Below are 13,344 nucleotides of genomic sequence, written 5' to 3' on the forward strand. Positions count from 1 at the left end.
GAGGGTTTACTTATGGGCAGTTTTCCCAAAGATTTTCTGTGGGGCGGTGCCACCGCTGCCAACCAGTGCGAGGGCGCATGGCAGGCAGGCGGCAAGGGCCTTGCAACCGTGGATGTGACCCCGTTTGGCCCGGACCGCTTCCCGGTGGCGCTGGGTCGGCTGGAAATGCTGGAGTGCGACGACAAGCACTATTATCCCAGCCATGAAGCCATTGACCTGTATCACCATTATAAAGAGGATATCGCCCTCTTTGCCGAGATGGGATTCAAGTGCTTCCGGCTGTCCATCGCATGGACCCGCATCCTGCCGAACGGCGACGATGCCCAGCCCAATGAAGAGGGCTTGAAGTTCTATGAGGATGTGTTTGATGAGTGCCACAAATACGGCATTGAACCGCTTGTGACCATCTGCCACTTCGATACCCCCATTGCCCTCATAAAAAAGTATGGCGGCTGGAAAGACCGCCGCATGGTGGATGCCTATGTGCACTACTGTGAAGTGCTGTTTGACCGCTACAAGGGGAAGGTGAAATACTGGCTCACCTTCAACGAGATCAACATGCTGCTGCATCTGCCCTTTACCGGCGCAGGGCTAGTGTTCTATCCGGGCGAGAATGTGCAGCAGGTGGAGTATCAGGCGGCACATCATGAGCTGGTGGCCAGCGCAAAGGCGGTCAAGCTGGCCCATGAAAAGATGCCCGGTGCCATGGTGGGCTGTATGCTGGCGGCAGGCCAGTATTATCCGCGCACCTGTGCACCGGAGGATATCCGTGCCGCGCAGGAAGCGGACCGCGACAACTACTTCTTTACCGATGTGCAGGCCCGGGGAGCCTACCCGGTGTGGGCAAAAAAGCGGATGGAGAAGGCCGGCATCACCCTACACACCGAGCCGGGCGATGAGCAGGTTCTGAAAGAAGGCACCGTGGATTTTGTCTCCTTCAGCTACTATTCCAGCCGCTGCATCACCACGGATCAGGAGATCCTGGCAGAAGAAAAGGCCGACGGCAATGCGGTGCTGGAAGCCGTGAAGAACCCGTACCTCAAGGCCAGCGAGTGGGGCTGGGCCATCGACCCGGTGGGCCTGCGCGTGACCCTGAACACCATCTACGACCGGTACGAAAAGCCCATGTTCATTGTGGAGAACGGCCTTGGCGCGGTGGATACCGTGGAAGCGGACGGCTCCATCCACGACAGCTACCGCATCGATTATCTGCGCGCCCACATCGAGCAGATGGAAAAGGCCGTCAACGAGGACGGCCTGCCGCTGATGGGCTACACCACATGGGGCCCTATCGACCTTGTGAGCGCATCCACCGGTGAGATGAAAAAGCGCTACGGCTTTATCTATGTGGATAAGGACAACGACGGCAACGGCACACTGGCCCGCAGCCGCAAGGACAGCTTCTACTGGTACAAAAAGGTCATTGCTTCAAACGGCACCGACCTTGCCTGAAATTTGCGAGAAAATAAATTTGTGAGAAAGAATTGGAATTTATGACACCTGAGATCATTGCACACCGCGGCGCGTCCTATCTTGCGCCGGAAAATACCCTTTCTGCGTTCCGCAAGGCGATGGAGATCGGCGCGGACGGCGTGGAAATGGACGTACAGCAGACCAGAGATAAAAAGCTGGTGATCCACCACGATTTTGTCATTGACTGGCACACCGATATGCGTGGCCAGATCTACGACATGACCGAGGGCGAGCTGAAGGCGCTGGACTTTGGCAGCTGGAAGGATGTGAACTATCAGAACGAGAGGATCGCTACCCTGCAGGAGGCACTGGCTCTGTGCAGGGAAATGGAAGGTACCATCGTTCAGCTGGAAATGAAGGCCACCATCGATGACGACCCGGATTTTGTCCCCCGCGTGATCGAGGAGGTGCGTGCAGCAAACATTACTGACCGGCTGGTGGTGATCTCGTTCAACCACGACCTGCTGCGGCAGGCAAAGCAGCTGATGCCGGAGCTGAAGGTGGGCGTGCTGGTCTACGGTGCGTTGGAGACCATGGCGCTGCCCACTAGCACATGGGAAATGCTTGGCCTGCAGAACGGGCTGGAAGAGGATGATTTTCCACAGCTGCCGCCGCTGTCGGTGGAAAATGTGGATGACGAAAACTGCAGCTGGGCCCTGCGCTGGATGGGCAACCAGATCAGTATGCTGCAGGCGAACTTTCCGGGCAAGAGTCTGGTAGAGGTAGCCCAGCGCCTGCTGGAACAGCGGGACCCGGTAAAGTATGTGCAGACGCTGGACTTCAAGCCGGACTGGGTGAGCTGTGAATATCACACCGCTTACCAGCAGCCCAGCATGGTGCAGAAGCTGCATGATCTGGGCATCAAGGCGGCATACTGGACGGTGGACGGGGAACAGGCCGTGAAAGACCTTTGGCCCCTGCAGCCGGATGCCATCGTCACAAACCGCCCGGACCGCGTGCGGGAATGGATCTCTGAACTGGAAATGACAGAATAAAGGGCAGAAGCTGCATCCCTTCGGTGCGGCCTGATTCCCCAAGCAACATCTGAAAAGCAAACAGCGGACAGCCTGCAGGCCGTCCGCTGTTGTGCTATGCAAAAGATGTTATAAAATATATCCGAGGCTCCGCAGCACGAACAGCCAGAAGGTCAGGCTGAATGCGCTGAACAGGGTGGTGGTAACGCACACGCTGCCGGTAAGCACACCTTCGTGGCCCATCTGCTTTGCCATAACGTAGCACGCCGGGGTGGTGATGCTGCCCAGCATCACCAGCAGGGCCACCAGCTTTTCGTCGGTAAAGCCAAAGCGCACAGCCAGCGGCAGGAACAGCGCAGGCAGCACCATCAACTTGACCACAGTAGCCACAGCAGTAGGCTTGAGGTATCCCAGAGCTTTTTGGCCCTTGAAGCCTGCACCAATGGCAAGCAGGGCCAGAGGGCTGGTCAGACCGGCCACATTGGAAAGGGCCTTATCCAGCATGGCAGGCATGGAAATGTGCAGCATGCTCCACGCAAAGCCCGCTGCAATGCCCAGAAGGATGGGGTTCGTCAGGATGCCTTTCACACTCTTTTTGAGCTTTTCGGCCATATTGCCGGTCTGAGCCTGCGCAGTGGGCGCTTCCAGCATCAAAATGACCACTGCCATGATGTTATACAGCGGCACACTGCCAAGGATCATCAGGCTGGACATGCTGGCATCGCCGTAGATGCTCTGCAGAAAAGCCGAGCCGAGGATGGCAGCCGACGAGCGGTAACACACCTGAACGAACTCGCCCACAAGGCCGGTGCCCTTTAAAAACAGCTTTGCCAGCGCCCAGATCACAAGGATGCACGCCAGTGTGACCGCAAAACAGAACAGCACATACCGGCCATCGAAGGTGGCGCGGACATCGTTTTTGCCAAGGTCGCGGAACAGCTGCACCGGCAGTGCCACATAAAACACGAACTTGTTGGCCCCGGCCACAAACGCATCGCTCAGAAAACCGGTGCGGTGCAGCACATAGCCCAGCAGCATGATAAAGAACAGCGGCATGGTGCTGTTCATGCTGAACAGAAGATTTTCCAGCATGGCTCACACCCCGCCGTGGCGGCGCTGCTCTGCCGCCAGCTCCTGCTGCAGGGCAGCTTTGCGGTGGTCCAGCAGCAGGTCTTTGTTGTACTTGAAGTAGCGCTCGCAGCCGTTCTCGGTGAGGAAGGCGTGGGACACCGGGTCCACCGTCAGCTCGGTGACGAACACCACCATCTCCTGGCTTTCGGCAAAGGCCTGTTCCATAAAGTCGAAAGCGGCTTCCAGCGCGGCGCTGGCGGTCTGCTGGGCCTTTTCGCGCTCATCGGCAAGGGACTGGAACTGCCCGCGCAGCAGGTCGAAGGCTTCCTGTGTACCGGCGGCGTTGGCACGGCGCAGTTCGCCTTCCCAGCCGCGCAGCACGGCCAGCACCTGCAGGCGGGTGGTCAGAGCATCTTTGCTCAGCAGCCCGGCGGCACGCTTTTGCTGTGTTTCGGTGTCGTGATCCATGATCTGCTGGTGGAACATTTCTGCCGAGCCGTCCGGGATATCCTCCGGAACGGTGGCAAGGGCTTTTTTGGTCTCCCGCAGAAAGGCATAGCAGCTGTCGGCCACTGCATCTGCCTGACGGGAGGCCGTGAACCGGGTGCCGAGGCCTGCAAGGATCAGGCTGACCAGCGAAAGCCGCTCGTCGAAGGGGGCCTGCAGCAGCCGTGCGAACACGGCGGGCTTTGCCTGTCCGGCCAAGATCTCCTCTACGCCGTAGTCGTCGCGGTACTTATAGTAAAGGTCGAGGTAGGCGGAGAAGTCCTCTGCGATCTTCGGGTGCTGGATGTACTCGCGGATCAGGTCTTCATCGGCCTGCAGACCCAGTGTTTCGTAGGTGTCCAGCAGATTGGAAAGATCTTCCCAGCCGCGGGCGGTCACGAACTGGGTGCCGTCCACATCGGCGTTGATCTGGTAGAAGTTCTGCGGGTGCAGCTCCAGATAGCTCAAAATGGCGCTGTGGATGTGGGCAGCGCGGGCATAGTCCTTCCACACGGGCAGGTCCGGCTCAATGTCCATGCGGCGCACGCGGTCCAGCGTAACGATATCAAAGTCGCGCACAGATTTGTTATATTCCGGTGGGTTGCCTGCCGCCACGATCACCCAGCCCGCAGGTACGGCCTGATTGCCAAAGGTCTTGCATTGCAAAAATTGCAGCATGGTGGGGGCCAGCGTTTCCGACACACAGTTGATCTCGTCGATGAACAGAATGCCCTCGGAGAGGCCGGTGGCCTCCATCTTGGCGTAGATGCTGGCAATGATCTCGCTCATGGTGTATTCGGTCACGGAGACATCTTTGCCGCCGTAGTTGCGCTGGCGGATGAAGGGCAGGCCCACGGCGCTCTGGCGGGTGTGGTGGGTGATGGTGTAGGCCACCAGAGCCACGCCGCACTCCCGGGCTACCTGCTCCATCACCTGCGTCTTGCCAATGCCCGGAGGCCCCATGAGCAGAATGGGACGCTGCCGGATGGCCGGGATGGCGTATTCGCCCAGAGCATCCTTGGCAAGGTAGGCTTTTACGGTGTGTTCAATTTCTTCTTTGGCTCGTTTGATATTCATAGCAAATTCCCTCACGAATTGTTCAGGTCACGGTACAGGTCGTCCTCTTCGGCCAGCGCGTCGGCAAGGGTGCTTTGCGGGCGGGCTGCTGCACCGGTAAATTCTTCTTCATCCAGAACCACCTTCATGGCCCACGGCGGTACATTGGCATCGTCGAACCGCTCCCCCAGAAACAGAAAAGCGGTGTCGTAGGCCGGGCGCTTGGCGGGGTAGGTGCCCATGCCGTCGGTGAAGTACAAAAGGCCCCGCAGGTTGGAGAACTTCTTCTCGGCGCACAGCTGGTTCACGTATTCAAAGGCCGGGCGGAAGTCTGTTCCGCCGCCGCCCCGCAGCTCAAAGTGGTTCATGGCGTGGATCAGCTCGTCCTCATTGTGGATCAGGATATCCTGCCGGATGGCGTTATCGGCCTGGATCAGGTGCAGGTTCATCCGGTGGAAAAAGTTCTCCTGTCCTTTCAGCAGAGTGTAGGTCTCCGCAAGGAACGCCCGCACCAGTTCACCGGAGGTGGAGTAGCTGGTGTCGATGACAAGGGCCAGCTCCTCGATCTTTTTGCTCTCCCGGCTTTCCAGAGGCTCGATGAGGGGCAGGTTTCCGTACACCGAAAGGCCGTAGGTGTAGAAGTTCAGGTCGAACTCGTCCGGGTCCAGCTTTACTTCCTCCCGCAGCACGCAGAACCGGCGCAGAAAATCCCGGTAGCTGCGGCGGCTGCGGTTGGCGGCTTTTACCTGCTGCTTCAGGGCATCGGCACCGTCCCCGGCTTCCTTATCCCGTAGGTCCAGCTCTGTCTGCATCCGCTCCCCGATCTTCTGCCACGTTTTCTGGGGCAGCGGCGTGGGCATCTGCTGGGGCTGGTCGGGAGCGTCCTTGGGCCACAGGCGGTGGTCGTCGGTCACGAACTCCCGCTCCAGCTGGCGCAGCACACCGGGGGTCTGCCGGGTGAGCCACCGATACACCGGCGCGGCTGCCACCACGGTTTCCTCGGCGGTGATCTGCTGGTAGGCGTTCTGGCGCACATAGGTCAGCGGGCGCTTGACGCTGGTGCGGTTCAGGCTGTCGATAACGTTTTCCACTGCGATATCACAGGCAAGGCTCCACAGCTGCGGCTCCCGGCGGCCTTTCAGCCACAAATGCCGGAATACGCAGTGGAATATGGTGTGTAGATACAACCGGTTGAGATATTTTGGATTGTCCTGATAGAGCCGCAGCAGGTGGCTGGGCTGATAAAACAGGACCTGACCGTCCGTAGCCAGCACCCGGCAGCGCTCGTCCGGGGCGGGGGACAAGGCACTGAGCGCCATATCCAGAAAGCGGAAGTCCAGATACAGCCCGCTGCGCACCACCGCCAGCACCTCGCCGCCCATGCGTGCCTGCCACTCCTCGTGGGTCTCCGGCCGCTGGGACTGGAACGGCTTGCGCGGGTCAAAAAATTTTTCTTTTTGGATCGTTTGGGGCAAAAGTGTCACCTCACTTAGAACCCTCTCAGCCTCGCTGCAAACTCCCCCAGTCATCGCTGCGCGATGCCAGCCCCCTCAGGGATGGGGCCTCTGGCGAAACCGGAAGCTTACCCTTACTGCCAAAGGCTTCCTCTTAGAGGGAGCTGGCGCACGAAGTGCGACGGAAGGAGTTTTCTGCTGTTTAAAAATCAAAATCGTACCGCTGCTTTTTGGGCTGAGGAACATACTTTTTGTGCTCCGCATCCGCCAGCAGAGCGGCGGCAGCGGCGTTCCCAGCCTTGGCGGCAAGGGCTGAAGCTTCGGCAAAGCCGTCTTTGTCCAGCACATCCAGCGCAATGAGTGCACGCACGGCATCATTGTCCTGCGCCTTCAGCAGGCGGGCCAGCACCCGGCCTGTGTTGGCTGCCAGAAATGCCCGGTAGTGCCCGGCAGCGGCTTCGGTCAGCTGCCACGGATACCGCAGCCGGTCAAAGCAGAGCATTGCCATCACATTGGCATCGTCGGCATCGTGGCCCTGCGGGAAGATCGCGTCGTATTCTGCGGGGAGGAATTTGTTCTCTAAAAAACACTGCCGGTAATGATATCCTTGGCCGGAAAAGGTGTGCAGAAGGATGTGGGCGGGGGTTTCCTCGATATCCTCCCAGTAGGCGGGATACCAAAGCGCCGCCAGCGGGGCTGCTGTACCGGCAGGGCAAAACTCAGCCCGCACCGCTTCGGTGATGTTGTTCACAAGGGCAAACAGGCCGGTAGGTTCTTCAGGGCCTGCCTGCACCCGGATGGTCTCCAGCGCAAAGCAGTTCAAAAACACATCGCTGCCCATGGTCAGGCTGCCCGTGCCCACCGTGAGCAGACGCAGCTTGCGGCAGTTGTAGAATGCGCAGCTGCCGACGACCTGTAAGCTGTCCGGCAGGGTCAGCTCTTCGAGAAAGTTCCCACACACCGGGTGCAGGTCGTCTGCATCCGAGCCGGCAGCGGGCGCGTCAAAGTCGAAGTCGTACCGGCGGCAGGTGCCGCCTACCGCCTGCCCAAAGGCCCGAGTCAGCCGCGCCGTGCCGTTCGGGGCCGCCTCGTAGCGGCAGGTCTTGTCTGCCGCAGGCAGGCTGCGCGGCTTTTCGGAAAAGCAGTAGTCGCCCAGTTCGGTAACAGCAAAGCTGCCGCCCTCCGGTGCTGGCAGGGTGCCGGGCAGCGCGATACACGGCTCTGTGCCGTACACCCGCACCAGCCGGGCTGTGTCTGCCGAAAGCGGCAGGATGTCCAATGTAAGGGCGTTTTCCGGATATGCCATGTTCTGACCTCGTTTTCCTGCAATTCATTCAAGGTTCAGTATACCGCGAACAGGGGGTGATTGTCCAGAGCGGAGAAGAGAAAAGGAGCCGCCGCACGGCGGTGTGCCGGTACGGCGGCTCTTTTGAGAAGGCAGAAAAACGCTTAGTTTTCGGCCAGATTGCCGGTGTACAGCTGGTAATACTTGCCCTTCTTGGCGATCAGCTCGTCGTGACTGCCGCGCTCGATGATGCGGCCCTGCTCCAGCACCACGATGCAGTCTGCATTGCGGACGGTGGACAGGCGGTGCGCAATGACAAAGCTGGTGCGGCCGTACATCAGGCCGTCCATGCCGCGCTGCACCAGCGCTTCGGTGCGGGTATCGATGGAGGAGGTGGCCTCGTCCAGGATCAGCACCGGGGGATCTGCCACGGCGGCACGGGCGATGGCCAGCAGCTGGCGCTGGCCCTGCGAGAGGTTGGCACCATCGCCGGTGAGCATGGTGTTGTAGCCCTCCGGCAGGCGCTTGATGAAGCCATCCGCGTTGGCAAGGCGGGCGGCGGCGATACACTCTTCATCGGTGGCATCCAGCCGGCCGTAGCGGATGTTCTCCATCACCGTGCCGGTGAACAGATGGGTGTCCTGCAGCACGATGCCCAGAGAACGGCGCAGATCGGCCTTTTTGATCTTGTGGATGTTGATGCCGTCGTAGCGGATCTTGCCGTCCTGAATGTCGTAGAACCGGTTGATGAGGTTGGTGATGGTGGTCTTACCGGCACCGGTAGAGCCGACAAAGGCGATCTTCTGGCCCGGACGGCCATACAGGTTGATATCGTGCAGGACGGTTTTTTCCGGCACATAGCCAAAGTCTACATCGGTAAAGGTGATGCTGCCTTCCAGCTTGTGGTAGGTGGTAGTGCCGTCGTGGTGCGGGTGCTTCCATGCCCACAGGCCGGTGCGCTCGTCCGTCTCCACCAGCTGGTCGTTGCGGTCGTACTTGGCGTTGACCAGCGTGACATAGCCCTCGTCGGTCTCGCTCTCTTCGTCCATCATCTTGAAGATACGCTCGGCACCGGCCAGAGCCATGATGATGCTGTTGGCCTGCATGGACACCTGACTGATGGGCATGTTGAAGCCCTTGTTCAGGCTCAGGAAAGCCACCACCGTGCCAAGGGTCGTGCCGCCCATGCCGCTCACGGCCATGGCTGCGCCTGCCAGCGCGCAGACGGCATAGCTGATATTGCCCAGCTGGGCGTTGACCGGCATCATGATGTTGGCAAAGCTGTTGGCTTTGTTGGCGCTGTCCTTCAGCTGGTCGTTCAGCTCGCGGAAGCCGGCCAGAGCCTTCTGTTCGTGGGTGAACACCTTGACGACCTTCTGGCCCTCCATCATCTCTTCGATATAGCCGTTCAACTTGCCCAGATCCCGCTGCTGCTGGATGAAGTATTTGCCGGACTGCTGGGTGATCTTTTTGGAGCAGAACATCATCAGCGCCACCATCAGCATGGTAACGATCGTCAGCTGCCAGCTGAGCATGCACATGCTGAAGAACACCGAAACAATGGTAATGGCGCTGGACACCAGCTGCGGGATGCTCTGGCTGAGCATCTGGCGCAGGGTATCCACGTCGTTGGTGTACACGGACATGATGTCGCCGTGGGGATGCTGGTCAAAATACTTGATGGGCAGGCTCTCCATGTGGGTGAACAGCTGGGTGCGCAGGTTGCGCAGGGTGCCCTGCGTCACGTTGACCATGATGCGGGCGTTGAGCCATGCGGCCAGAATGCCGATAACGTAGATGATGCCTACCCGCAGCAGAGCCGCAGCCAGCGGGGCAAAATCCGGGTCCTGCTGCTGGGTCATGGGCACGATGTAATCGTCCATCAGGGTCTTTAAGAACAGACTGGCCTGAACGTTTGCCAGCGCGCTGACCACGATGCAGACAAGTACAAGGATGCAATGGGGCAGATAGTGCCGGAATACCTCATCCATGATGCGCTTCAGCAGCTTGCCCGGGTTTTCCACTTTGGGCCGGGGGCCGCCCATGCGGGGGCCGGGGCCGCGAACTTCTTTTGCCTGAGCCATTACTGTTCACCTCCCTGTTTGTCAAAGTCGCCGCTGCCCTGGGTCTGGCTGTTGTAAACTTCCTGATAGATGGCGTTGGTCTTGAGCAGCTCTTCGTGGGTGCCCAGACCATCGATTTTACCGTTATCCAGCACAAGGATGCGGTCGGCATCCTGCACCGAGGAAATGCGCTGTGCAATGATGATCTTGGTGGTGCCGGGAATCTCCTCCCGGAATGCCTTGCGGATCTTGGCATCGGTAGCGGTATCCACGGCGCTGGTGGAGTCGTCCAAAATCAGAACCTTGGGCTTGCGCAGCAGGGCGCGGGCGATGGTCAGGCGCTGCTTCTGGCCGCCGGACACGTTGGAGCCGCCCTGCTCGATCCATGTATTGTATTTGTTCGGGAAGCGCTCGATGAACTCATCGGCGCAGGCAAGCTTTGCCACACGGATGCACTCTTCCTCGCTGGCGTTCTCGTCGCCCCAGCGCAGGTTATCGAGAATGGTGCCGCTGAACAGCACGTTCTTCTGCAGCACCATGGACACCTCGCGGCGCAGCACGTCGAGGTTGTAGTCGCGCACATCCACGCCGCCCACCTTCACGGTGCCGGTCTCGGCATCATACAGGCGGGGGATCAGCTGCACAAGGCTGGATTTTGCGCTGCCAGTGCCGCCGATGATGCCCAGCGTCTCACCGGGCTTGATGCTGAAGGTGATATCATTCAGCACCGGCTGGCCGCTGCCGTGCTTATACTTGAAGGTGACATGCTCGAACTCGATGCCGCCGTCCTTCACCTGCTGCACCGGCTGCTTTGCGGGGTGCAGGTCGGTGGTCTCGTCCAGTACTTCCACAATACGCTTTGCGGAAGCGGCAGACATGGAGATCATGACAAAAGCCATGCTCAGCATCATCAGGGCCATGAGGATGTTCATGATGTAGCCGAACAGAGCGTTCAGCTGGCCGGTGGTGATGGCGCCATGCAGAACGTACTTGGCACCCAGCCAGCTCAGGGCGATGTTGCAGCCGTAAACGGCGGTGAGCATGGCAGGGTTATTGAAGCTCAGGCGGCTCTCAGCGTTCACAAACTGGTCGTACAGGCTCTGGCAGGCTTTGGTGTACTTCTCGTTTTCAAAGCCCTCGCGCACGAAGCTCTTCACTACGCGGATGGCGGAGACATTTTCCTGCACGGAAGCGTTCAGGGCATCGTAGTTTTTGAACACCCGGTCAAAGATGTGGAAGGTGGGCACCATGATGCCTGCCAGCACCGCCACCAGAAAGACCACAGCCACCACGAAGATCAGTGACAGCGGGCCGCCGATCATCACGGCCATGAACAGGGCGAACACCAGATGCACCGGGGCGCGCACGCACATGCGCTCGATCATCTGGAATGCGTTCTGCACGTTGGTCACGTCGGTGGTCATACGGGTGACAAGGCCCGCAGTGGAGAACTTATCAATGTTGGAAAAAGAATAATGCTGGATGTTCTCATACATGGCATCGCGCAGGTTGCCGGCAAAGCCGGTGGATGCCTCGGCGGCGTATTTGCCGGCCAGAACGCCCAGCGCCAGCGCGACCACAGCCACCAGAAAGGTGAGCAGGCCGTACTTGAGGATGGCGTTCATATCGCCCTTTTCAATGCCCTGATCGATGATAAAGGCCATGATGGTGGGCAAAAGCACATCCATCACGGCTTCCAGAGCGGCAAAGAGCGGTGTCAGGACTGCGGCGCGTTTATACTCGCCCAGATGCGACACTAACTTTTTGATCATCTGAGTTCCCTCCTGTTACTTTTTATTTGTTTGGTACAGAACAATTTTATACAAAACATTTTAATTGTCAAGACGTTTCAAAAAATGTTCATAATTACTAATTTAACAACCCAAAATTTAGCAAACTGCATTACTGCAGCGCTTCCCGCAGCTTGTTTAAAAGCCGCAGCAGCTCGGTATTTTCCTCCGCTGTCAGCAGCCCGGCCACATAGTCGTCGGTCTGGTGGAAGCAGAGCATCGTCTTTTCGTGGAAGCAGATGCCCTCTTCGGTGAGCACCAGCTGCTTGAGCCGGGCGTCCTGCGGAACACTGCGCCGCTCAATATAGCCCTTGCGCTCCATCAATTGCAGGATGTTGGTCACGGTGGAGCGGGTGATGGAAAACTCCCGCTCAATGTCCCGCTGGAACACGGGGGTGTCCCGGTGGCGGTAGAGATACCCAATGATCCACCCGTGCATGGGGGTGGCCTGCTCCACGTCATTTTCGCGGGCAAACTGGTTGATCTTGCGGAAGATCAGGTTGTCCACCCGGCGGATCTGCGCCGGGATGACCTGTGGGCCTTCCCAAGGGGGATCGGCGTGATTGCAGCACTCGTTTTTGGTTTCGTCACACATCATGGTTTTGTCCTTCATGGTTGTTTTGGCATTGAACAGTTTCAAATAAAACTGTTTGATAGCATACATATTATACAGCAGTCAAAGTGAATGTCAAGGGGAAGGGAACGATTTTAAATGCCCTCCGCTTTGCTCTGGGCATAAAATAATGAAATATTATTTTTTATATTGCAAACCAGCCAAGCCTGCGGGCTTGGCTGGTTTGCTTTTTCACGGAAGGGGCCGTAGTTGCAAGCGGCATATTTTCCGGTTACGCGGTCATTTCCGAAGGAAATAAGCGCAACAGATGGAGTTTACCTTTTGGGCCATTACTGTGAAAATGCAACAGCAGACAGCCCGCAGGCTGTCTGCTGTTGCCCTATTATAAAAATATTTTTCCGCTAAATATGCCCAGAGCGAATGTGGAGGGCATTCTGAATTATTATTCCAGATTGTGTTTTTTACAGAACTGTTTGCTCACCCAGTACATCCCGCCCCACAGCAGAACGGCCAGCACCAGATACACCGGGTTCTTCATGGAACTGACCAGCGACTGCCCAAACACTGCCATCATGGCGATCATCACGCCCTTGCCCAGCAGCATGGTAATGAGATAGCGCTTTTCGTCAAAGTCCGAGATGCCAAAGGCCAGATGCATAAAGGAGCTTGGCGCGAAGGGCAGCAGCATGAGCATGAACAGCGACGAAGTGTCAAAGCGGTTCACCCACTGCTGAGCCTTTTCCAGCTTGGGCGAGCGGGAGGCAAACTTCCAGAAAAAGCGCTTGACCACCCGCCGCCAGAACAGGAACATGATGCTGCCACCCAGTGCCACACCGGCCCAGCTGTACAGAAAACCCAGAATGCTGCCGTGAGCCGCTACATTCAGCGCCACAATGGCAATGAGCGGCAGCGGCGGAAAAAACGACTCCACCATGGCCAGCGTGATGGGGGCAATGGGGCCAAGGTTGCCAAAACTGTCCAGCAGAGTTTCCCAGAACTCCAGCGTTCCCAGCTGGCGCAGCCAAAAGTTCATTGTGCACATCCATCCCTTCCGCCTGCGCTTTCCCATCCGCAGGTTCCTCTATCCGTAGTATATCCATATTGTATGACACAAGCAT

Annotated in this window: 10 protein-coding genes; 2 read left to right on the forward strand and 8 right to left on the reverse strand. The window is 58.3% G+C overall.

Translation table 11 applies throughout. From position 1 onward, the window contains the following. Window positions 1–12 precede the first annotated feature (12 nt). Together MTP41_RS10065 and MTP41_RS10070 are read left to right on the forward strand one after the other, a co-directional pair. On the forward strand, window positions 13–1,452 hold the full coding sequence (locus MTP41_RS10065) for a 6-phospho-beta-glucosidase (protein ID WP_097774317.1): 1,440 nt from the start codon (window positions 13–15) through the stop codon (window positions 1,450–1,452). Window positions 1,453–1,493: 41 nt separating this feature from the next. Continuing rightward, window positions 1,494–2,468, forward strand: a complete 975-nt coding sequence (locus MTP41_RS10070) for a glycerophosphodiester phosphodiesterase (RefSeq protein WP_154260732.1) — start codon at window positions 1,494–1,496, stop codon at window positions 2,466–2,468. Between the two features lie 108 nt (window positions 2,469–2,576). Here the strand turns inward: MTP41_RS10070 and MTP41_RS10075 are convergent, their stop codons facing one another. From MTP41_RS10075 to MTP41_RS10110, 8 genes are all read right to left on the reverse strand, one after another. Continuing rightward, window positions 2,577–3,539 (reverse strand): AEC family transporter, encoded by a 963-nt coding sequence (locus tag MTP41_RS10075; RefSeq protein WP_097774318.1) that lies wholly within the window; start codon window positions 3,537–3,539, stop codon window positions 2,577–2,579. Window positions 3,540–3,542: 3 nt separating this feature from the next. Beyond that, window positions 3,543–5,081, reverse strand: a complete 1,539-nt coding sequence (locus MTP41_RS10080; protein WP_249235453.1) for an ATP-binding protein — start codon at window positions 5,079–5,081, stop codon at window positions 3,543–3,545. An 11-nt stretch (window positions 5,082–5,092) separates the two neighbouring features. Continuing rightward, window positions 5,093–6,544 (reverse strand): vWA domain-containing protein, encoded by a 1,452-nt coding sequence (locus MTP41_RS10085; RefSeq protein WP_337679872.1) that lies wholly within the window; start codon window positions 6,542–6,544, stop codon window positions 5,093–5,095. A 172-nt stretch (window positions 6,545–6,716) separates the two neighbouring features. Further along, on the reverse strand, window positions 6,717–7,820 hold the full coding sequence (locus MTP41_RS10090) for a leucine-rich repeat protein (RefSeq protein WP_249235454.1): 1,104 nt from the start codon (window positions 7,818–7,820) through the stop codon (window positions 6,717–6,719). Between the two features lie 143 nt (window positions 7,821–7,963). Then, on the reverse strand, window positions 7,964–9,883 hold the full coding sequence (locus tag MTP41_RS10095; RefSeq protein ID WP_249235455.1) for an ABC transporter ATP-binding protein: 1,920 nt from the start codon (window positions 9,881–9,883) through the stop codon (window positions 7,964–7,966). Further along, a complete protein-coding gene (locus tag MTP41_RS10100; RefSeq protein WP_249235456.1) occupies window positions 9,883–11,634 on the reverse strand; it encodes an ABC transporter ATP-binding protein in 1,752 nt (583 codons plus the stop codon). Before MTP41_RS10100 ends, MTP41_RS10095 begins: the two co-directional genes overlap by 1 nt. Before the next feature lie 130 nt (window positions 11,635–11,764). Continuing rightward, the gene (locus MTP41_RS10105) at window positions 11,765–12,250 is read right to left on the reverse strand and encodes a MarR family winged helix-turn-helix transcriptional regulator (RefSeq protein ID WP_243111468.1); all 486 of its coding nucleotides are present in this window, start codon (window positions 12,248–12,250) and stop codon (window positions 11,765–11,767) included. A gap of 418 nt (window positions 12,251–12,668) precedes the next feature. After that, a complete protein-coding gene (locus MTP41_RS10110; protein WP_249235457.1) occupies window positions 12,669–13,259 on the reverse strand; it encodes a TVP38/TMEM64 family protein in 591 nt (196 codons plus the stop codon). Window positions 13,260–13,344 lie beyond the last annotated feature (85 nt).

Origin of the sequence: Faecalibacterium sp. I4-3-84 (assembly GCF_023347255.1) — a bacterium.
GTDB lineage: Bacteria > Bacillota > Clostridia > Oscillospirales > Ruminococcaceae > Faecalibacterium > Faecalibacterium taiwanense.

Bases quoted from the DNA above. Each gene is read 5' to 3' on its own strand.
- MTP41_RS10065 (WP_097774317.1), top strand. From the start codon at position 13: ATGGGCAGTTTTCCCAAAGATTTTCTGTGGGGCGGTGCCACCGCTGCC.
- MTP41_RS10070 (WP_154260732.1), top strand. From the start codon at position 1,494: ATGACACCTGAGATCATTGCACACCGCGGCGCGTCCTATCTTGCGCCG.
- MTP41_RS10075 (WP_097774318.1), bottom strand. From the start codon at position 3,539: ATGCTGGAAAATCTTCTGTTCAGCATGAACAGCACCATGCCGCTGTTC.
- MTP41_RS10080 (WP_249235453.1), bottom strand. From the start codon at position 5,081: ATGAATATCAAACGAGCCAAAGAAGAAATTGAACACACCGTAAAAGCC.
- MTP41_RS10090 (WP_249235454.1), bottom strand. From the start codon at position 7,820: ATGGCATATCCGGAAAACGCCCTTACATTGGACATCCTGCCGCTTTCG.
- MTP41_RS10095 (WP_249235455.1), bottom strand. From the start codon at position 9,883: ATGGCTCAGGCAAAAGAAGTTCGCGGCCCCGGCCCCCGCATGGGCGGC.
- MTP41_RS10100 (WP_249235456.1), bottom strand. From the start codon at position 11,634: ATGATCAAAAAGTTAGTGTCGCATCTGGGCGAGTATAAACGCGCCGCA.
- MTP41_RS10105 (WP_243111468.1), bottom strand. From the start codon at position 12,250: ATGATGTGTGACGAAACCAAAAACGAGTGCTGCAATCACGCCGATCCC.
- MTP41_RS10110 (WP_249235457.1), bottom strand. From the start codon at position 13,259: ATGAACTTTTGGCTGCGCCAGCTGGGAACGCTGGAGTTCTGGGAAACT.